Source organism: Bradyrhizobium sp. 191, from assembly GCF_023100985.1.
Lineage (GTDB): Bacteria > Pseudomonadota > Alphaproteobacteria > Rhizobiales > Xanthobacteraceae > Bradyrhizobium > Bradyrhizobium diversitatis.
In genome coordinates, this window is the sequence record NZ_CP064692.1 from 4,621,503 (window position 1) to 4,640,757 (window position 19,255).

Annotated in this window: 17 protein-coding genes; 4 read left to right on the forward strand and 13 right to left on the reverse strand. The window is 66.0% G+C overall.

Annotation, left to right across the window (positions count from 1 at the left end; genetic code table 11):
- Nucleotides 1–103 precede the first annotated feature (103 nt).
- The 8 genes from IVB23_RS21510 to ubiE form a co-directional block, all read right to left on the reverse strand.
- Nucleotides 104–826 (reverse strand): nucleotidyltransferase family protein, encoded by a 723-nt coding sequence (locus IVB23_RS21510; RefSeq protein WP_061879945.1) that lies wholly within the window; start codon nt 824–826, stop codon nt 104–106.
- Nucleotides 827–944: 118 nt separating this feature from the next.
- Nucleotides 945–1,262 (reverse strand): PilZ domain-containing protein, encoded by a 318-nt coding sequence (locus IVB23_RS21515; RefSeq protein ID WP_061879944.1) that lies wholly within the window; start codon nt 1,260–1,262, stop codon nt 945–947.
- Nucleotides 1,263–1,349: 87 nt separating this feature from the next.
- Nucleotides 1,350–2,873, reverse strand: coding sequence for a tRNA (adenosine(37)-N6)-threonylcarbamoyltransferase complex ATPase subunit type 1 TsaE (tsaE, locus tag IVB23_RS21520; RefSeq protein ID WP_247799900.1), 1,524 nt, complete (start codon nt 2,871–2,873; stop codon nt 1,350–1,352).
- Nucleotides 2,870–5,374 (reverse strand): PAS domain-containing sensor histidine kinase, encoded by a 2,505-nt coding sequence (locus IVB23_RS21525; RefSeq protein WP_061879942.1) that lies wholly within the window; start codon nt 5,372–5,374, stop codon nt 2,870–2,872. Before IVB23_RS21525 ends, tsaE begins: the two co-directional genes overlap by 4 nt.
- A gap of 239 nt (nt 5,375–5,613) precedes the next feature.
- Entirely contained in the window at nt 5,614–6,072 is a 459-nt protein-coding gene (dut, locus tag IVB23_RS21530; protein WP_061879941.1) for a dUTP diphosphatase, read from the reverse strand.
- Nucleotides 6,069–7,520 (reverse strand): bifunctional phosphopantothenoylcysteine decarboxylase/phosphopantothenate--cysteine ligase CoaBC, encoded by a 1,452-nt coding sequence (gene coaBC / locus IVB23_RS21535; protein ID WP_247799901.1) that lies wholly within the window; start codon nt 7,518–7,520, stop codon nt 6,069–6,071. The genes dut and coaBC overlap by 4 nt, the downstream gene beginning before the upstream one ends.
- A 56-nt stretch (nt 7,521–7,576) precedes the next feature.
- On the reverse strand, nt 7,577–9,151 hold the full coding sequence (gene ubiB, locus IVB23_RS21540; RefSeq protein ID WP_247799902.1) for a 2-polyprenylphenol 6-hydroxylase: 1,575 nt from the start codon (nt 9,149–9,151) through the stop codon (nt 7,577–7,579).
- The gene (gene ubiE, locus IVB23_RS21545; RefSeq protein ID WP_131870472.1) at nt 9,148–9,909 is read right to left on the reverse strand and encodes a bifunctional demethylmenaquinone methyltransferase/2-methoxy-6-polyprenyl-1,4-benzoquinol methylase UbiE; all 762 of its coding nucleotides are present in this window, start codon (nt 9,907–9,909) and stop codon (nt 9,148–9,150) included. The genes ubiB and ubiE overlap by 4 nt, the downstream gene beginning before the upstream one ends.
- An 81-nt stretch (nt 9,910–9,990) precedes the next feature.
- Here ubiE and mutM point away from each other — a divergent pair, with 81 nt between their 5' ends.
- Nucleotides 9,991–10,872 carry a bifunctional DNA-formamidopyrimidine glycosylase/DNA-(apurinic or apyrimidinic site) lyase gene (mutM, locus tag IVB23_RS21550; protein ID WP_247799903.1) on the forward strand — a complete coding sequence of 294 codons (882 nt, stop codon included), beginning with the start codon at nt 9,991–9,993 and terminating at the stop codon, nt 10,870–10,872.
- A 160-nt stretch (nt 10,873–11,032) separates the two neighbouring features.
- Here mutM and IVB23_RS21555 read toward each other — a convergent pair whose 3' ends face one another.
- Nucleotides 11,033–11,776 carry a ParA family protein gene (locus IVB23_RS21555; protein WP_247799904.1) on the reverse strand — a complete coding sequence of 248 codons (744 nt, stop codon included), beginning with the start codon at nt 11,774–11,776 and terminating at the stop codon, nt 11,033–11,035.
- 377 nt (nt 11,777–12,153) lie between these two features.
- Entirely contained in the window at nt 12,154–13,512 is a 1,359-nt protein-coding gene (locus tag IVB23_RS21560) for a serine protease (protein ID WP_061880268.1), read from the reverse strand.
- A gap of 231 nt (nt 13,513–13,743) precedes the next feature.
- On the opposite strand from IVB23_RS21560, the gene moeB reads away from it, so the two are divergent.
- A complete protein-coding gene (gene moeB / locus IVB23_RS21565) occupies nt 13,744–14,547 on the forward strand; it encodes a molybdopterin-synthase adenylyltransferase MoeB (RefSeq protein WP_247799905.1) in 804 nt (267 codons plus the stop codon).
- A gap of 9 nt (nt 14,548–14,556) precedes the next feature.
- Here the strand turns inward: moeB and IVB23_RS21570 are convergent, their stop codons facing one another.
- Nucleotides 14,557–15,564, reverse strand: a complete 1,008-nt coding sequence (locus IVB23_RS21570) for an aldo/keto reductase (protein WP_247799906.1) — start codon at nt 15,562–15,564, stop codon at nt 14,557–14,559.
- Nucleotides 15,565–15,680: 116 nt separating this feature from the next.
- Between IVB23_RS21570 and IVB23_RS21575 the strand changes: the two genes are divergently transcribed.
- The gene (locus IVB23_RS21575; protein ID WP_247799907.1) at nt 15,681–16,592 is read left to right on the forward strand and encodes a LysR family transcriptional regulator; all 912 of its coding nucleotides are present in this window, start codon (nt 15,681–15,683) and stop codon (nt 16,590–16,592) included.
- Nucleotides 16,593–16,595: 3 nt separating this feature from the next.
- Here the strand turns inward: IVB23_RS21575 and IVB23_RS21580 are convergent, their stop codons facing one another.
- Entirely contained in the window at nt 16,596–17,597 is a 1,002-nt protein-coding gene (locus IVB23_RS21580) for a D-glycerate dehydrogenase (RefSeq protein WP_247799908.1), read from the reverse strand.
- A gap of 323 nt (nt 17,598–17,920) precedes the next feature.
- On the opposite strand from IVB23_RS21580, the gene IVB23_RS21585 reads away from it, so the two are divergent.
- Complete coding sequence (locus IVB23_RS21585) at nt 17,921–18,451, forward strand: SH3 domain-containing protein (protein WP_061879931.1); 531 nt, start codon at nt 17,921–17,923, stop codon at nt 18,449–18,451.
- A gap of 140 nt (nt 18,452–18,591) precedes the next feature.
- Here the strand turns inward: IVB23_RS21585 and irrA are convergent, their stop codons facing one another.
- Complete coding sequence (gene irrA, locus IVB23_RS21590; RefSeq protein ID WP_247799909.1) at nt 18,592–19,080, reverse strand: iron response transcriptional regulator IrrA; 489 nt, start codon at nt 19,078–19,080, stop codon at nt 18,592–18,594.
- Nucleotides 19,081–19,255 lie beyond the last annotated feature (175 nt).

Sequence of the window (19,255 nt, forward strand, 5' to 3'; positions counted from 1 at the left end):
CATCGAACCCGGAATCTCGAGATTCCGGGTTCGCGCGTGCGCGCGCCCCGGAATGACAACCTCGCGGGGCGGGCACTGCCCCACGGCACCATTTGCTGTAGCCTTACGCCACGCTCTCCAGAAACGCCTCTTCCGCGGCGTGAACGGCATCGGGCGTGCCGACATGCATCCAGACACCGTCAAGCCGCAGGCCGAACAGCCGCTCCTGCTCGTTGGCGCGATCGAACATCCTGGTCAGCGAGAACTCGCCCTTCGGGGCGCCTTCGAAGATCGACGGCGACATGATCGCCGCGCCGGCATAGACGAACGGAACGACCTCTTTTTCCTTGCGCTTGCGCAGGGCGCCGTCAGGCAGCATGCCGTAATCGCCGCGGCCGCCATAGCCGATGCTGGTTGCGGTCGGCGCCATCAGCAGCAGGATATCCATGCGATCAGGGTCGAAATTTTCAGCGAGCCGCGTCAGGTTCGAGCGCACGCCGTCGATCCACAGCGTGTCGGAATTGACGTGGAAGAACGGCGCGTCGCCGAGCAGCGGCAGCGCCTTGACCACGCCGCCGCCGGTGCCGAGCACCTGGTCGCGCTCGTCGGAGATGGTCACGCGCGGGTGCTGGCGCGACGCGACGTGATTGATGATCTGGTCCGGCAGATAATGCACGTTGACCACCGCTTCGGTCACGCCAGCCCGGCCGAGCTTGTCGAGCACGTGGTCGAGCAGCGGCTGCCCGGCCACCGGCACCATCGGCTTCGGCATCGTGTCCGTCAGGGGGCGCATGCGCAGGCCAAACCCTGCGGCGAGCACCATGGCTTTGGTCGGTTTGACGGGCATCCTTCGCTTTCTCAGGCCTTTCGCGTTCGCAGCAATCCTACCACGAGGCTCGATCAGCCGCATGGCATCTCGACCGCCTTAACCACCCGCCGTGACGGTTGTACGACGTGTGTTGCCGTCATGCCCCAATGGTCGCGGAACGGGCCTTTTTCTTTCTGTCGCCGAGCTTGAGGAAATTGACGCCGATCTGGTCGCCATTGACCCAGGCCAACTCGCAGCGCCGGTACGCCAGCCCGGTCGACGACAGCAGGAGAAAGAATTCCTTCAGATGGAGCCCTTCCACCGAGCCATCGATGGTCAACTTGGCGCCGCTCTCGGAGACGTCCTCCATGGTGCAGTCGCGCCGCCAGGTGCCGTCGATTCCCATCACCTGCGCCGGAATCCCGCGTTCGAAAACAACCCGGCCGTTGCCGCGCTGGTCCGTCTGTCCCGCCATCTGTCCCGCTCCAGCCCCGCAATCATCCGGCTGCTTCGCCGCCAGAATACCGACGTCTTGGCTAACGGCCGGTAAATCGAGCCCGAATCAGGCTTGTTGGGGCGGCGGCACGTTGGCGAGATACCACTCGCGCAAGGAGCTCAGCGCGGGATGTGCCAGCGAGCGCTGGAGGTAGGTCCAGATTCGCGGCTGGTGGCGCAGATAATGCGGCTTGCCGTCGCGGCGATTGAGCCGGGCGAAGGTGCCGAGCAGGCGCGTGTTCCGCTGCGCCGACATGATGGCGTAGAGCTCGGCAAAGCCGGCCGCATCGAAGCTCGTGTCCTGCGCGCGCCGCGCCTTGATGTAGCGCGACAGCAGCGTCAGCTCGATGTTCTCGGGCACGTCGATGCGGGCGTCCTGGAGCAGCGACACCACGTCGTAGGATTGCGGCCCCAGCACGGTGTCCTGGAAATCGATCACGCCCACCCGCTCGATGCCGCTGCGCTCCGCGAGCCAGATCAAATTGGGTGAGTGATAGTCGCGGATGATCCATGTCTTCGGCGCCGCCAGCGGTATTCTGAGCAATTCGCGCCACATCGCGAAGAATTCCGCGCGCTTCTCGTCGCTCAACGGCGCGTTGCGATCGGGCAGATACCATTCCGGCATCAATCCGATTTCGATCAGCATCGCCTCAACGTCGAAGACGGGGATCTCGTAGGTCTTCCCGTCCAGCGGCAGCGTCTCCGGCAGCGCCTTGCCATGCAGCAACGCCAGCAGGTCGGTCGCGGCTTCGTAGCGCTCGCCGATCGGGCGTGGCGGATCGCCCTCGATCACACCTTCGCTGCCAAAGTCCTCGGTAATCAGGAAGCCATGATCGAGGTTGGAATGATGAATCGTGGGCGCGGAGATTCCCTGCGCGTGCAGGCCTTCGGCGATCGCAACGAAGGGTTTGACGTTCTCCGCGAGATGCACCGCGGCGCTGTAGGACTTTCCGTTGTAGACGGCTGCGCCGTCGGGCCGCTGCGGAAAGTTCATGAGGATGACGATGCTGCCGTCGCGCAGCAGCCGCGCATAGGAGCGCGTCGAGGCATCGCCGGCCATGCGCCTGCGCGTCGCCTCCATGTAACCGGATGCGTCGAGGAATTCGCGCAGCGCCTTCAGCCGCGCAACGATGGCGGCGGCCCTGCCGTGACCGGTGATGTCGGCGGCGCGTGCGCTCGAGCCCAGCGCCGGCCGATGCGTCAGTGCGATGTCGATGCGATCCGCGGGCATCGCCGAGGGCGCGCGCTCCGGCCATTCGATCAGGACGAGGGTGGCATCCGGGAGCGGCGACAGGCCGATCTCCTCGAGCTCGCTCTCGTCCTCGACGCGGTAGAGATCGGCATGCATCACCGGGAAAGGCGGCAGCTCGTAGCCCTGCACCAGCGTGAAGGTCGGGCTCGGCACTTCCAGCGTCTCGTCGCCGGCGAGGTAGCGGATCAGGCTGCGTGCTGCCGCAGTCTTGCCGGCACCGAGATCGCCGGTGAGGGTGATGACGTCACCGGGGCCGACCAGCAGCGCGAGGTCGGCCATCAATTGCGCAGTGGCCGTCTCGTTGTGGAGCGCGACGGAGAATGTGGTTGTATCAGTCATTCGGCGGCGTCGCGATGCGCCGCCTGGTCGGTCGGGAAATCGCAGATCACGACCGTGCCGCGGCCGACGATCGAATCCACCCGCACCTTGCCGCCATGCAGCTCGACGAAGGAGCGCACCAGCGACAGGCCGAGCCCGGCGCCGCGGTGACGCGAGCCCTGCGAGCGGCTTTCGAACCAGTTGAATACCTTGTCCTTCATGTCGGCAGGTATTCCAGGTCCCGAATCTGTCACGGTGAAGACCACGCTGCGTTCGGTGCGGCGCGCGCTGATGCCGACGGTGGAATCCTGTGGAGAAAACCCGACGGCGTTGGCGAGGAGGTTATAGAGCACCTGCACCACGCGCTTCTCGTCACCGACGAAGCTGCCGACGTCGGGCGCGATCTCGACCTTGAGGCGGATGCGGTCGGTGGCGAGCCGGTCCTGGATGCCCTCCGCGGCGAGCTCGATGGCCTTGCTGACGTCGACTTGCCCGAGTTCCAGCTTCATCGCGCCGGCGTCGATGGTGGCGAGATCCAGGATGTTGTTGGTGAGCGCGAGCAGCGCGTTGGTCGATTTGGTGACGTAGTCGAGATATTCGGCCTGCTTCGGCGTCAACGGCCCGGTCGAGGGATCGCTGAGGAAATGCGCAAAGCCGATGATGGTGGTGAGCGGCGAGCGCAGCTCGTAGGAGACATGGTGGACGAAATCCACCTTCATCTGGTCGGCGGCCTCCAGCGCCTCGTTGCGCTCGCGCAGCGCGCGCTCGACGTTCTCAGTGTCGGTGATGTCCTGGAACGTCAGCATGGTGGCGCCGTCGGGCAGCGGCCGGATCATGCCGTCGAGCACGCTGCCGTCCTTGCGCTCCAGCTTCAGCGGCACGTCGGCGCGGTTTTCGATCGACGTGATGGCCTCGCGGATCTGTCGCCAGACGACGGGATCGTCGTAGAGCTGATGGCACCAGCCTTCCACCGTCTGGATGTGCGGCTCGTCGCGCATGGCATCGCTGGAGAGCTTCCACATGCGGACGAAGGCCGGATTGAACAGCTGCGCCTTGCCGTTGCTGCCGAACACCGCCACGCCCTCGGCGAGGCTGTCCAGCGTCTCGCGCTGAACGCGGATCAGGCCGTCGAAGCGGCGGGCGAGGTCGAGGCTTTCGGTGACATCGTCGAACAGGTAAGTGACGCCGCCCTCGGGGTTCGGCGTGGTGACGACCGAGAGCGCGCGGCCGTCAGGCAGGAACCAGGTGTCCTTGGCGGTCTCGACCGCGCGATAGGCTTCGTGCAGCTTGGCCTTCCAGGCGCGGAAATCCGGCTGCTCCGGCAGCTTGCGCGCGGCGCGGAGCTGGTCGAGCACGCTGGAATCGTCGGGGTTGGCGTCGAGGAAGGTGCGGTCGAGGTCCCACAGCCGCCGATAGGAATCGTTGTAGAAGGCAAGGCGGCGCTGGCCGTCGAACACGGCAACGCCGGAGGAGAGCTGGTCGAGCGTGCGGCGGTGCGCCTCCGCCATTCGCACCAGCGCCGACCTCAGCGCATCCGCCTCGCTGGCATCGATTGCGACGCCGACGCTGCCGCCGCCCACATTGATGGCGCGCACGTCATAGATACGCCGCTCGCCGCCGATCACGATCGGCAGCCGCGAGCTGAAATTGGCCGCGTCCTTCAGGCCCCGTTCCATCGCGGTGCGGTTGGCGCTGTCGAGCAGCTCGAGCTGGCGCTCCTGGGCGTCGGTGACGCTGTTCGCTTCGGTGGCGCGCATATAGGCCGGATTGGCGTAGGTCAGCGCGCCGTTCTCACTCTTGGCCCAGATTGGCCAGGGCGCGGCCGCGGCAAGGCCGCGCAGCATCTCGGTCTCGTCGGAGAGCGCCTTGTAGCGCAGATGGGTCTCGGCCAGATCGCGGCGCAGTCCCGAGAGCTCGCGAATCCGGACGATGGCCTGGCCGCCGATGGCGCGGCCGATCGCTTCCAGCGTATGGCCGTGCGCGGTGGTCAAGGTCAGCTGGAACCCGTCGCCGCGATCGCGCAGCGCGTCGACGGCATGGTCCATCTGGAGCGCGGGCTCCGGGGGCAGCCAGGTTCCGAACGCCAGCACGCGCTGCGGGGAGGAGTCGCGCGGCAGCACTAAGGAGATGTCGCCGGAGATCTGGACGCGGTTGTCGCCGGCCGGCCAGGAGATCAGGATCTGCGGTTCGGCGAACAGCAGCGCGCCGAAACGGTCGGCCTGGAGCTGAAGTTCCCCGATCCGGGTGCGCAGCCGCGCCTCGTTCTTGACCAGGCGCACCCGCGTGCGCATCAACAGGATCGCGGCCACCACCGAGAAGCCGAGCAGCGCCAGCGCGGTGGCGAGGACGGCGAGTTCCTGCCGGTTGAAATCCAGCATGGTGGAGAGGGTGTCGATGAGATCGGCGGCCCTGGCCGGCGCAGCCGGCAGCATCGCCGCAAGAGCGCTCCCAATCAATGCGCTGCGCGCCAGCGACGTGCACGACAGCAGCGTCCGACGCATCGACACGATCACGCCTGACATAGTTGCCCCAAGACCGCACGAATTTGCGCGCGGCGACCCCCGTCGCGCGCGAATCAAAAGACAATACCCCCACCGCGACTCCGCCGGTAAGAGTCCAGATCGTGAACGTAAAGGAGGCCCCCCAAAAATGCCGCCGTGGTGTTCCCGCGCACATGGTTCTTGGGATTCCGCAGGTCGTGCGGATGGCGCGCCGCGATCAGGGTGCGCGTTCCCGCTCGCTCGCGGAAGAGGTCAGGAAGTCAGCGGCCGGTCGAGCCGAAGCCGCCGGCGCCGCGATCGGTCGGCGACAACGTCGCGACGGGAATCAGGGCAGCCTGCACCACGGGTGCGACCACCATTTGGGCGATGCGCTCGCCGCGCTTGATCACGAACGGCGCTTGGCCGTGGTTGATCAGGATCACCTTGATCTCGCCGCGGTAGTCGGCGTCGATCGTGCCCGGCGAGTTCAGCACGGTGACGCCGTGCTTGGCGGCAAGCCCCGAACGCGGCCGCACCTGCGCCTCGTGCGCCGGCGGCAGCGCGATCGCAAGGCCCGTCGGCACCAGCGCGTATTGGCCCGGGGCGAGCGTCATCGGCTCGCTGTCCGGAACGGCTGCCATCAGGTCGAGGCCGGCGGCCTCGCTGGTCTGATAGGCCGGCAACGGCAGACCTTCGGCATGGGCGAGGCGCTGCAGTTCAACCCTGACCTTCGTGCTCAAGATGTCGTCTCCAGGGATTTGTCGGCCACGCTTCTGGCGACATGCGCGACCAGTTCGATGGCGACCTGTTCCTTGGTCATCACCGGCCAGGAATCAACTGCAATCTCGCCGTCCTTCGCACCGTCCTTGCGGCTGAGGAGGTGGACGGTGTTGCGGTCGCCGCCCATCACGCCGGTGGCCGGCGACACGTCATTGGCGACGATCCAGTCGCAGCCCTTGCGCGCGAGTTTTGCTTTGGCGTTGTCGATGAGATGTTCGGTTTCGGCGGCAAAGCCGATCACCAGGGGTGGGCGCTTGTCGGTCAGCTTCGAGATCGTGGCGAGGATGTCGGGATTCTCGACCAGCTGAAGCGGCGGCATGCCGGCCGCGGTCTTCTTCAGCTTCTGCTCACCCTCGTTGGCGACGCGCCAGTCGGCGACCGCCGCGGCGAAGATCGCGATATCGGCGGGAAGCGCGGCCTGAACCTGCTCCAGCATCTGCCGTGCCGATTCGACGTGCTTCACCGTCACACCGGGTGGATCGTCGAGGTCGACCGGGCCGCTCACCAGGATCACCTCGGCGCCGGCGGCCTGCGCGGCGGCGGCAATGGCAAAGCCCTGCTTGCCGGAGGAGCGGTTGGCGATGTAGCGCACGGGGTCGATCGGCTCGTGCGTGGGACCCGCGGTGATCAGCACGCGCCTGCCGGCGAGCGGGCGCGGCACCGGCGGTCGCAGCAACCGCTCGGCGGCGTTGGCGATCTCGATGGCTTCCGACATGCGGCCTGTTCCAGCTTCGCCGGCCTCGGCCATCTCGCCCGCGTTCGGGCCAATCAGCACCACGCCGTCGCGCTGGAGCTGAGCGACGTTGCGGCGCGTTGCCGCGTTGCTCCACATCAGCGGGTTCATCGCCGGCGCCAGCAGCACCTTGCGGTTGGTCGCGAGCAGGATCGCGCTGGCGAGGTCGTCGGCGTGGCCGTTCGCCATCTTCGCCATCAGGTCGGCCGTCGCCGGCGCCACGACGATCAGGTCGCAGTCGCGCGCGAGACGAATGTGTCCGGCGTCGAACTCGCTCTGGGGGTCGAACAGGTCGGTATAGACGCGCTCATGCGACAGGGCGCTCGCCGCCAGCGGCGTCACGAATTGCTGGGCCGCCTTGGTCAGCACGCAGCGGACCTCGATGCGCCGCTCCTTCAGCCTGCGGATCAGGTCGAGGGACTTGTAGGCCGCGATGCCGCCGCCGATGATCAGGGTGACGCTGGCCTCAGGGAGGGCGCCGGTGCGCTGCGGCGCCGGTGTGGCGGACGAGGCAGGCGGCACCGCAAACGGCGTCAGCGGCTCCTCGCGGCCCTCGATCAGCTCCCGCAGGATGACCCGAACCTCTTCCTCGACCGACCTGCGGTTCTTGGCCGAGCGCAGCCGCAGATAGGTTTTGACGCCGTCGTCGAGCTTACGGATGGTCAGGCTTGCCATGACGCCCTCCAGCACGGAATGATAGCGATGCTATCATTTGCGTGATTGCAGTGCAATCATAGATTCCGGACGGCGATCAGGATGCCGATGAATGTCGCGGCGATGATCCACAGCGCCACGGTGCGCCAGCGGTTCTTGCGGCCTTCGCTGCGCCCCATGGCCACGATGCTCTCCGGCGACAGCCTGATGCCCTCGCGGGTCATGGTCTCGAACTGCTCGAGGACCTTCACCGACCGCTCGGCGATCTCCGGCAGGCGCATCAGCACGCGCGCGATGTCGCCGGTCCCGGCCAGCGCGCCCTGCACCCGGCCGATCGGCCCGAGATTGCGCTCGATCCATTCGCGTACCACGGGGTCGGCGATCTTCCAGATGTCGAGCTTGGGATCGAAGCCGCGGGCCACGCCCTCGACCACCACCATGGTCTTCTGCAGCAGGATCAGTTCGGGCCGCGTGGTCATGTCGAACAGGCCGGTGACCTCGAGCAGCAGCGTCAGCAGCCGCGCCATCGAGATCTCCTCGGCGGTGCGGTTGTGAATGGGCTCGCCGATGGCACGGATGGCTTGCGCGAAATTCTCGACCGAATGGTGCGCGGGCACGTAGCCCGCCTCGAAATGCACCTCGGCGACGCGGCGATAGTCGCGTGTGATGAAGCCGAGCAGGATCTCGGCGAGGAAGCGCCGCTCCTTCATGCCGAGCCGGCCCATGATGCCGAAATCGACCGCGACGAGCCGGCCGGCATCGTCCAGGAACAGATTGCCCGGATGCATGTCGGCGTGGAAGAAGCCGTCGCGTAGCGCGTGCCGCAAGAAGCTCTGGATCACCTTGCGGCCGAGGTCGGGCAGGTCGACCTGCGACTGTGCAAGGCGCTTGTGGTCGTTCAGCGCGATGCCGTCGATCCACTCCATCGTCAGCACGTTGTGCGTGGTGCGGTCCCAATCGACGGTCGGCACGCGGAAATCAGGATCGTCGCGCGTGTTCTCTGCCATCTCCGACAGCGCGGCGGCTTCGAGCCGCAAATCCATCTCCATCGCGACCGAGCGCGACATGGTGTTGATGACTTCGATCAGGCGCAGCCGCCGAGCTTCGGACGAATAGGCTTCGGCCTTGTGCGCGACGAAGAAGAAATCGGAGAGGTCGCGGCGGAAGCGTGCGGCGACGTTGGGCCGCAGCACCTTCACGGCAACCGATTTGCGGATGCCGTCGCGCAGCACTTCGCCACGATGCACCTGCGCGATCGAGGCCGCCGCGACCGGCGGGCCGAAGCTTGCGAAAATGTCCTTCAGCGGCCGTTCCAGCGACGTCGCGATGGCGGCCTCGGCCTCGTCCTGCGGAAACGGCGGCAGGCGGTCCTGCAGGCTTTCGAGGTCGCGCGCCATGATGACGCCGACCACGTCGGGACGCGTCGCCAGGAATTGTCCGAGCTTGAGATAGGCCGGGCCCATCCGCGTCAGCGCGCGCGCTATCCGCGGGCCGTGCTTGGTGCCGCGGCGTTCGACGAGGCGCGCCAGTTTCAGCGCGAGCTGTCCCGGCGGCGGCACCAGGCTCGGATCGACCGAGCCGAACACGCCCTCGCGCGCGAACACGAACGCGGCGCGGATCAGGCGCGTCATGTGGGTGATGGCAGAGATCACAAACGCCAGCCCGAATGCAGTGCCACGATGCCGCCGGAGAGTGTCTGCCAGCTGACGCGGGAAAAGCCGGCTTCGCGGATCATGTCGGCGAAAGCGGCAGGCCTCGGAAACTTGCGGATCGATTCGACGAGATATTGGTAGGATTCGGCGTCGCCCGTGACCATGCGGCCGAGCGGCGGGATCACCTTGAACGAGAACAGATCATAGAGCTTGTCGAGCCCGGGCATCTCGACGGTGGAGAACTCCAGGCAGAGAAAGCGGCTGCCGGGCCTCAGCACGCGATAGGCCTCGCGCAGCGCCAGGTCGATCTGCGGCACGTTGCGAATGCCGAAAGCGATCGTATATGCGTCGAAACTGCGATCGGCGAAGGCGAGCGCTTCGGCATTGCCTTCGACGAAGTCGACCCGGGTATCGAGATGCTGCTTGGCGGCGCGTTCGCGGCCCACGGCCAGCATATCGGTGTTGATGTCGCAGACGGTGGCATGGAAACCCGCACCCGCAGCCTTGGCGGCGCGGAACGCGATGTCGCCGGTGCCACCGGCAACATCGAGCAGCGCGAACGGACGGTCGCCCCGGGGCGGGTCGAGCGCCGTGATCATGATGTCCTTCCAGACCCGGTGCAGGCCACCGGACATCAGGTCGTTCATCAAGTCATAGCGCGACGCCACGCTGTGAAACACATCGTTCACCAGCGTCTGCTTGTCGCCCAGGGGGACGTCCCTGAAGCCAAAATGCGTGGTTTCGCCCGGCCGATCCATTACTCTACTCCGCGAGGCGGACCATAGCGCGCCCGCCGCAATGGCGCTATCACACCGCCCTCATAAGGTGAATGCCTGACCATGCCTGAATTGCCAGAAGTCGAGACCGTCCGCCGCGGCCTTCAGCCGGTGATGGAGGGTGCGAAAATCCTCGTCGCGGAGGCCCGCCGGCCGGACTTGCGCTTTCCGTTCCAGCCGGACTTCGTGGCCCGGCTCAAGGGTCAGGTCGTCACGGGCCTCGGCCGCCGTGCAAAATATCTCATGGCCGATCTTGGCTCCGGCGACGTCCTGCTGATGCATCTCGGCATGTCGGGCTCGTTCCGTGTCATCAAGCCGGACAACGACACCCAGCCTGGCGAGTTTCATTATCCGCGGGCCAAGGATTCCACCCACGATCACGTGCTGTTTCGGATGTCCTCCGGCGCCGACATCGTGTTCAATGATCCGCGCCGCTTCGGCTACATGAAGGTGATCGCGCGCAATGCGCTCGACGACGAGCCGCTGCTGCGCGGGCTCGGACCCGAGCCGCTCGGCAACGAATTCGACGCCGCGATGCTGGCGCGCTCTTGCGCCGGCAAGACCACCAGCCTGAAGGCCGCGCTGCTCGACCAGCGCGTCGTGGCAGGGCTTGGCAACATCTATGTCTGCGAGGCGCTGCACCGCTCGCATCTGTCGCCGCGCCGGATCGCCGCGACCTTGTCGACGAAGAAGGGTGAGGCAACGGACCATGCCAAGAGACTGGTCGGCGCGATCCATACCGTGCTCAACGACGCGATCAAGGCCGGCGGCTCCAGCCTGCGCGATCACCGCCAGACCACCGGCGAGCTCGGCTATTTCCAGCATTCGTTCAAGGTCTATGACCGCGAAGGCGAAAAATGCACGACCCCGCGCTGCGGCGGCATCATCAAGCGGTTCGTGCAGAACGGCCGCTCGACCTTCTGGTGCCCGAAATGTCAGAAGTGACCTCAGGCTTGTCACCGAGAGGCCCTGAGTTTCGGCGAAGGCGATGACCCACCACGCCGTCATTGCAAGCGCAGCGAAGCAATCCGGCCGGGCTGCTTCGTCGCTTGGGCTCGTTCACCGGATGGATAGAGCCCGACTGTCGTCCGAGCGATCGCCCCGCTCAGGACGCCAGTGTCGTGGTCTCCTCCGACGCTAGTTCGGCGACGACGTGAAGCATGCCGTCCGCGGCCGACATCACCTGGTCGATCAGGACATTGGTGGTGGCTTCGAGCTCGAGCCGGGTCTCGATCCAGCGCCAGAGGCCGCGGATCTCGTCCGCCGATTTGCCGTTCGGCGCGAATTCGCTCACGGCAAGGCCGCTGGCAAGTGCGTCCTGGTGATCGTTGCGCATCACGATCAGCGGACGCGCGAGCACGTCGGCAAGATCGAGCGCAGCTTCCTCGGCGAGCGCGCCCGCGGCGTTGTCGATTCGCTGGCCGCGGATCGGCGTCTGGTTGAGCACGAAGCTGTAGGGCCGCTTCCAGGCGCGGGCGACGCTGAGCGTCGAGACGGTCGCCTCGATGTCGGCGACGCTCGGGCGCGCCGGGATCAGGCAGAGATCGGAATGGCGGATCGCTGCGGTGGTGGCGGCGCTGAGACCGGCCGCGGTGTCGACGATCGCGAGCTGGAGGCCGCTGTCGGCGAGCATCTTCAGGCGCGGCTCGATGTCGGCGGCGTGATAGATCGGCTCGACGACGAGATCGTCGGTGGTGCGGCGGCGTTGCCAGTTGGACAGGGTGCCCTGTGGGTCGGTCTCGATCAGGCGAACGGTGAAGCCGGACTGCTTGGCCGCCAGCGCGAGACCGACGGCGAGTGTGCTCTTGCCACTGCCGCCCTTTTGGGTGGCCAGTACGATCGTGTGCATTGAAGTTCAATCCTTTGGAGGGCTGGGTCAGGAATACGCCACGCGAACGTGCATCGCTTCGCGATGCTGAGCTCTTCTCGCTCAGGACGTGCCGGCCCGATCCAAAGGGGATCGCGGGGGTCCGAATCAACGGTAACGATGATGGCGGAATAGGGAATGCCAGCGAATCCGTACCATTACCGGCTCCGTAGTCGTACGTAATCTGGTCCTCACAGCCGTGCCCCGGACAAGGCGCAGCGCGAAAGCGTTGCGCCGCAGAGCCGGGGCCCAGAGAGCTACAAGTGCGTCTGTTGGCGATCTGGGTCCCGGCTCAGCGGAGCGGCATTTCATGCCGCACCGCGTCCGGGACACGAGGGGAATGATGACGTTGCCGCGTCCTACTTCCGCACGCAGATCACGCGGACGATTGCGGCTTTGGCGTCGGTCGACGTGCCATTCGCGGTGATGCCGCTTCCCTTGAGGAATCCGCGCACCGCCTCTGCGGAGACCATCAAAGCCTGTGACGCCGGGACCGATGTCGCGGGTCCCGCGACCAAGGCCGGCTTCAGCAGCGCGATCCCGGCGAACTTGCCGTCGGCGTCGACGGCCGGGCTGCCGGAGAAGCCGACCGCCGGCGGCGGCGAGAGCGCGGAATTGCTGCTCGTCACCGGCGCCAGCGCGGCCTTGACGCTCGACACGCCGGCCGCGCCGCCCTGGCTCTGCGGATCGGCGATGCCGACGATGTCGACGTTCGTCTTCGTTGCTCCGCCGGCGAGGCTCAGCGGCTGCAGACCGCGGGCGCCGTAGATGTGCAGGAGCGCGAGATCATGCTCCTTGTCCTCGGCGAGGCGGTCGGCGTTGCCATGACCGGCGATCGTGACCGTAAGGCAGCCATCGGTGACGAGGCGGTCGGTGACGATCGCGCCGTCCTGGCTGACGACGATGCCGGTGCCGTATTCGACGGTCTTGCGCGGCGGCGGCCCGGCCAGCGGTCCCGACGGAAACGCGTTGAACGCGCTCGACATCGCGATCACTACCGGCTCGACCGTGTTCTCCGTCGCCTGATCGTAGAGGATCGTCATGGTGCGGACCTCGTCGCCCTTGAAGGTGCCACGCACGTAGAACTTCTTCAGGCCCTGCAATCCCGACAGCACGAAGAAGTCGGGCTTCACCACGGTGTAATCGACCTTGCGCCCGGACGGCTCCTTCTCCAGATCGGCGAGCTTTGCCGAGGTCGGGTTCGCTTCCTTGCGGCGGCTGAGAACCACCTGCACGGTTCCGGTCGGCGAGGTCCATTTCGAGCCGTTGGCGTCGCTTGTCTGCTGCGGCACCAGCTTGCCGGGAATGCCGAGCCGGGCACCGCTGGTCGGCTCCGTCACGATCTTCCAGCCGACGCTCTCCTGCTTCTTTCGCGCCGCCTCGGCGAGTGTGGCGCGTTCCTGCGGATTGAGCACACCGGTCGGCTTGCCGCCCTTGGCCTTCTGGTACTCCTTGATGGCGTTGACCATGCGCTCGCTGACATCGCCGGTGATGGCGCCGTTATATTGGCCGACCCAGGCGAGGTCGGACTGGAGCGACAGCCGCTCCGCTTTTGCCATGGCATCGGCCGTCGCTGACGGCGTCTGCATTGCGGGAGGCTGGATCGGTACGGTCTGGACCGTTTTCGGCTTGGTGCCGGGCACCTGTGGCGCCGTCATCTGGGCGTTCGCGCCTGTGGCGGCCGCAAACATCAGTGTTGCCGCAAGCATCGATCTCATGACAAATCCAGCCAGCCCATTGAATGCAGTGTCATTGAAGCACATCTCGTTGGTCGCGAACAATGTTGCGGTGGTTCAGGTTTGACAGGAGCCGCGAACTCAAGTCCTCATCCTGAGGAGCGGGCTCTAGGCCGCGTCTCGAAGGATGGTCACGGGCGACATCGGGGCCTTCATGGTTCGAGACGCGCGTTCCGCGCTCCTCACCATGAGGAGTGAGAGGAATGTAGGACGATGCTGAGCCCGGACGAACTCGAACGCTATGCCCGCCATATCGTGCTGCGCGATGTCGGCGGACCGGGCCAGGCTGCGCTGAAGCGGGCCTCCGTGCTGGTGATCGGCGCCGGCGGGCTCGGCGCGCCCGCGCTGATGTATCTGGCGGCCGCCGGCGTCGGCACGCTCGGCGTCGTCGACGACGACGTGGTGTCGCTATCCAATCTGCAGCGCCAGGTCATCCACACCACGCCCGATATCGGCCGCCACAAGGTCGAGAGCGCCGCCGAGCGGATATCGGCGCTCAATCCGCATGTCCGTTTCGTCGGCCACGCCACCTGGCTCAACGCGGACAACGCGCTCAGCCTGATCGGCGACTATGACCTCGTGCTCGACGGCTCCGATAATTTCTCGACGCGCTATCTGGTCTCCGACGCCTGCTTCTTCGCCAAGCGGCCGCTGATCACGGCGGCGCTCGGCACCTTCGACGGCTCGCTCACCACCATCCGCGCGCATGAGACGAACGAGCAGGGCGAGTTCAATCCGACCTATCGCTGCCTGTTTCCCGAGGCGCCGCCGCCCGGCACGGTGCCCGCCTGTGCGGAGGCCGGCGTCATGGGGGCGCTGGCGGGCGTGCTCGGCTCGATGATGGCGCTGGAGGCGATCCGCGAGATCGTCGGCTTCGGCGACGGCCTCGTCGGACGTCTCCTGATGATCGATGCGCGCGCGATGCGCTTCGAGACGCTGCGCTACGGGCGCGATCCCGCCAATCCGCTCAATGGCGATGGGCCTGTGATCAGCGATCTCGGCGCCCATCGCACCTGATTGCCGCCGTTATCTGGTGGCCGGTTTCTCGCTGTCGAGATGCGCCATCTGCTCGGCCGCGTAACGCGTGCCCGAAGCGACATCCGGTGGGAAGGCCTTCGCCAATGCGGCGAGATGAGCTTGCGTCAGCGTCACCTTGGTTGCGCCGAGCGCTTCGGCCAGACGGTTGCGGGTCCGGGCGCCGACCAGTGGCACGATCTCCCGGCCCTGCGCCGCCACCCAGGCGATCGCGACTTGCGCAGGCGTCGCGCCGACTTCATTCGCGATCGCGCGCAGAGAATCCACCAGCGCGAGATTGGCATCGAGGTTCGCGCCCTGGAAGCGCGGCGTCATCAGCCGGTAGTCCTTGCCGGCCTTACCCGAATCCTTCGACCAGTGACCGCTGATCAGGCCGCGCGCCAGGACGCCGTAGGCGGTGATGCCGATGCCGAGCTCGCGGCAGGTCTTGAGGATGTCGCGTTCGATGCCGCGCTCGATCAGTGAATATTCGATCTGGAGATCGGCGATCGGATGCACCGCATGCGCGCGGCGGATGGTGTCGGAGCCGACCTCGGACAGGCCGATATGCCTGACATAGCCGGCCTTCACGAGATCGGCGAGGCCCCCGATCGTATCTTCGATGGGAACGTTCGGATCGAGCCGCGCCGGACGATAGATGTCGACATGGTCGGTGCCGAGCCGCTGGAGCGAATAGGCGAGGAAGTTCTTGGTTGCGGCCGGCCGGCAGTCCATGCCGATGAAGTCGCCGGCGGGGCCGCGCAGCGCACCGAACTTGACGCTGATCCGCACCTTTTCGCGTGAAACGTCCTTGAGTGCCTCCCGGAGCAGCATTTCATTGTGGCCCATGGCGTAGAAATCGCCGGTGTCGAGCAGCGTGATGCCCGCATCGAGCGCCGCATGGATGGTGGCGATGCTTTCGCCGCGATCGGAAGGACCGTAGGCGTCGGACATGGCCATGCAGCCGAGACCGAGGCTTGAGACGGTGGGGCCGGTTGAACCGAGTGTGCGTTGTTCCATGATGGCTCTCCTCGAAAGGTGGCGGCTGAACGCCGCGTGACGAGGACGGATATGCGCCCGACCGATTGAGCCGATAAGCTGGACAATCCGGCATGGCTTGTTCACACTAGCGAACAATGGCCGAGCCTGACCTTCGCGATCTCGATGTCTTCGTGGCGGTCGCCCGCACCCGCAATTTCCGGCGCGCGGCGGTCGAAATTCGCGTGTCGGTGTCGAGCCTCAGCCAGCGGCTCCGGGACCTGGAGGAGCGCCTCGGCGTCCGCCTGATGAACCGCACCACGCGCAGCGTCGCGCTGACCGAGGCGGGCGAATTGCTGCTGTCGCGCGTTGCGCCGGCGTTGCGCGATGTCGGCGATGCCCTGGATCAGGTCCGCGGTCTGCGCGAGGTCGCCTCTGGGCGCTTGCGCATCAACGCGCCCCCGCCGGCGGTCGATCTGGTGCTGGCGCCGATGGTCGGGCCGTTTCTGGCGGCGCATCCGCAGGTCGATCTCGACATCGTCAGCGAAAGCGGCTTCGTCGACATCGTGAGCGGGGGATACGATGCCGGCGTGCGCTATGGCGAGCATCTCGCGCAGGACATGGTGGCGATCCCGCTGAGCGGCCCGCAGAGTTACGTCGTCGTGGCATCGCCCGACTACATCGCGCGCCGGGGCCGGCCGAAACATCCGAAGGATCTGCTCGACCATGATTGCATCCGCGCACGCTATTCGAGCGGCGTCATGCATGATCTGGAATTCGAGAAGGCCGGCCAAATCGTGAAGGTCGATCCGCCGGCGAAGCTGATCTCGACCAACATGGGCCTCGCCATGCGCGCCGCGCTCGACGGTGTCGGCGTGTGGGCAACGCTCGATGGCTATGTCGGCGATGCCCTGAAATCGGGGACGCTCGTCAGTCTGATCGAGGATTGGTGCGAGTCGTTTCCCGGACCGTTCCTGTACTATCCGAGCCGCCGCCAGACGCCGCCTGCGCTGCGCGCCTTCATCGATTTTGTCGCGGATTGGCGCAAGCGAGAAGGGCGCGGGACGTAAGCCTCAGAGCATGCTCGGCAGCACGCGATCCGGCGGCTTGTGGGCGTCGAGGAAGGTGCGAATGTTGATGATCACCTTCTCGCCCATCTCGACGCGGCCTTCGATCGTGGCCGAGCCCATATGCGGCAGCAGCGTCACCTTGCCGGCCCTGGCGAGCCGCACCAGCTTCGGGTTGACCGCCGGCTCGTGCTCGTAGACGTCGAGGCCGGCGCCGGCGATCTCGCCGCCTTCGATCAACTTGATCAGCGTGTCCTCGTCGGTCACCTCGCCGCGCGCGGTGTTGACGATGTAGGCGTCCTTGCGGATCAGCTTCAGCCGCCGCGCCGAGAGCAGATGATAGGTCGCCGGCGTGTGCGGACAGTTCACCGAGATGATGTCCATCCGCGCCAGCATCTGATCGAGGCTTTCCCAATAGGTCGCCCCTAACTCTTCGGCGATGACAGGCGCGACGGGACGGCGGTTGTGATAGTGGATCTGCAGGCCGAACGCGCGCGCGCGGCGCGCCACCGCCTGACCGATGCGGCCCATGCCGATGATGCCGAGACGCTTGCCGCCGATGCGGTGGCCCAGCATCCAGGTCGGCGACCAGCCCGGCCAGGGCTTTCCTTCGGTCAGGATCGAGGCGCCTTCGATCATCCGCCTGGGCACCGCCAGGATCAGCGCCATGGTCATATCAGCGGTGTCTTCGGTCAGAACCTTCGGCGTATTGGTGACGGTGATGCCGCGGGCATGGGCGGCCGCAACGTCGATATTGTCGACGCCGTTGCCGAAATTGGCGATCAGGCGGAGCTTGCAGTCGGGCTGGTTCACGACATCGGCGCTGATGTGATCGGTGACGGTCGGAACCAGCACGTCGGCGGTGCGCGCGGCTTCCGCGATCTGCTCGGCCGACATCGGCGTATCCTCGAGATTGATCCGCGCGTCGAACAATTCGCGCATCCGCGTCTCGATCGAATCCGGCAGCTTGCGCGTCACCACGACGAGGGGCTTTTTCTTCACCGACATGTCCTGCTCTCATGAGGCGTCGCGGTCCGCCTCTGTCGCCAAAGGCCGGCCGTTGAGGCCTCATTAACCCGGTTGTTCGACACTGCCCTTGCCGTGTCCGTCCCCGGCGCTTCCTCCAAGCTCTCCCGACATTTCCGGCCGGAAAATCGGGGCAAACTGGTTGTTCAAGTGCCCGTCCTCTCTAGCAGAAGGCCGGGCCAAGACAAGAACCACGGGCCGAGGCTTGGAACCCGCGTGGGGCGGGAAAAGGGGCAGACGCGGCAGGGTTTTGGAATTTGGGGTGAGGATCCGGTTCGGCCGGGTCTTCGACAGGAGACGGGTTGATGGCGTTGGGGCGTTTTTGTTCGGTGATGGCGCTCGTTTGCACCTGGTTGAGCGCCTCGGTCGGCCCCTCGCATTCGGCGAAGGACAATAGCCCGCAGACCGCGAGCGGCTTGCCGGTGCCGCGCTATGTCAGCCTCAAATCGGATCACGTGAACGTCCGCGCCGGCCCGACCAAGGACAATGACGTCGCCTGGGTCTACACCCGCGCCGGCCTGCCGGTCGAAATCACCGCCGAGTTCGAGAACTGGCGCCGGGTGCGCGATTCCGAAGGCGCCGAGGGCTGGGTCTATCACTCGCTGCTGTCGGGCCGCCGCACCGCGGTCGTCACCATGAAGCACAAGGACGACCTCGCCCCGATCTACGACCGGCCCGATCCCGACAGCGCGGTTGCAGCAAAGCTCCAGGCTGGCGTCGTCACGCAGGTTAAGAAGTGCACCGCAAACTGGTGCCGCGTCATCGGCAACGGCTTTGACGGCTGGATCCAGCAGGAGCGTCTCTGGGGCGTCTATTCGGACGAGCAGGTGAATTGACGCGAAGACAGCGGGCAAGCTGCCGCTCCACCGTCGTGCCCGGGCTTGTCCCGGGCATCCACGTCCTTCGCGCCGATCCAAAACGTGGATGGCCGGGACGAGCCCGGCCATGACGGTCAGATTATCAGCCTAAGGCGACCTCAGCGCTTCTTGCGCAGGCGCACGACCATGTCGATGCGGGAGATCTCGTAGCCCTCGGGCACCTCCGGCATCTTCGACAGCGCCAGATGAGGGTCCTCGATGTCGACCAGCTCATGGCTGTTCTCGAGGTAGTAGTGATGGTGGGTCGTGACGTTGGTGTCGAAATAGGTCTTGGTGCCGTCAACGCTGACCTGACGGAGCAGGCCGGCATCGGTGAGCTGGTTCAACGTGTTGTACACGGTCGCCAGCGATACCGGAACCTTGGCCAGCGTCGCTTCCTCGTAGAGCATTTCAGCCGTGAGGTGGCGTGCACCCTTGCCGAACAGCAGCCAGCCGAGCGCCATACGTTGGCGCGTCGGACGGAGCCCCGCGGACTGGAGCATTTCGTTGACGTCGTGCCACGGGCAGCCGGTCAAGGCCGGCTGGCGGCCGGACAGGAGGGCCGCGGCATGGGCGTCGTCGTAGTGGGACGCGGTATTCTCGGTCATTTCCAGATTTCGGGCACGCGTGAACAATATCTCTTTGTTACTATAAGAACAGAAAGATGCAGATGCAAGTTTCTCGCAACTAGAGAGGTTCTAATCAGGCCTGGAACCGCGTGGTAAGCGCGTCATTTTACCTTCATGGATGCGCTTTGCCACCCGAAATGGCCTGTGTTAGAGA

What these genes read in the sequence shown, in the direction of transcription:
- IVB23_RS21570 (WP_247799906.1), bottom strand. Translation starts at nt 15,564, where the DNA reads ATGGAACAACGCACACTCGGTTCAACCGGCCCCACCGTCTCAAGCCTC.
- ubiE (WP_131870472.1), bottom strand. Translation starts at nt 9,909, where the DNA reads ATGGATCGGCCGGGCGAAACCACGCATTTTGGCTTCAGGGACGTCCCC.
- IVB23_RS21555 (WP_247799904.1), bottom strand. Translation starts at nt 11,776, where the DNA reads ATGCACACGATCGTACTGGCCACCCAAAAGGGCGGCAGTGGCAAGAGC.
- IVB23_RS21510 (WP_061879945.1), bottom strand. Translation starts at nt 826, where the DNA reads ATGCCCGTCAAACCGACCAAAGCCATGGTGCTCGCCGCAGGGTTTGGC.
- IVB23_RS21585 (WP_061879931.1), top strand. Translation starts at nt 17,921, where the DNA reads ATGGCGTTGGGGCGTTTTTGTTCGGTGATGGCGCTCGTTTGCACCTGG.
- coaBC (WP_247799901.1), bottom strand. Translation starts at nt 7,520, where the DNA reads ATGGCAAGCCTGACCATCCGTAAGCTCGACGACGGCGTCAAAACCTAT.
- moeB (WP_247799905.1), top strand. Translation starts at nt 13,744, where the DNA reads ATGCTGAGCCCGGACGAACTCGAACGCTATGCCCGCCATATCGTGCTG.
- IVB23_RS21515 (WP_061879944.1), bottom strand. Translation starts at nt 1,262, where the DNA reads ATGGCGGGACAGACGGACCAGCGCGGCAACGGCCGGGTTGTTTTCGAA.
- IVB23_RS21525 (WP_061879942.1), bottom strand. Translation starts at nt 5,374, where the DNA reads ATGTCAGGCGTGATCGTGTCGATGCGTCGGACGCTGCTGTCGTGCACG.
- IVB23_RS21580 (WP_247799908.1), bottom strand. Translation starts at nt 17,597, where the DNA reads ATGTCGGTGAAGAAAAAGCCCCTCGTCGTGGTGACGCGCAAGCTGCCG.
- irrA (WP_247799909.1), bottom strand. Translation starts at nt 19,080, where the DNA reads ATGACCGAGAATACCGCGTCCCACTACGACGACGCCCATGCCGCGGCC.
- IVB23_RS21560 (WP_061880268.1), bottom strand. Translation starts at nt 13,512, where the DNA reads ATGAGATCGATGCTTGCGGCAACACTGATGTTTGCGGCCGCCACAGGC.
- mutM (WP_247799903.1), top strand. Translation starts at nt 9,991, where the DNA reads ATGCCTGAATTGCCAGAAGTCGAGACCGTCCGCCGCGGCCTTCAGCCG.
- tsaE (WP_247799900.1), bottom strand. Translation starts at nt 2,873, where the DNA reads ATGACTGATACAACCACATTCTCCGTCGCGCTCCACAACGAGACGGCC.
- IVB23_RS21575 (WP_247799907.1), top strand. Translation starts at nt 15,681, where the DNA reads ATGGCCGAGCCTGACCTTCGCGATCTCGATGTCTTCGTGGCGGTCGCC.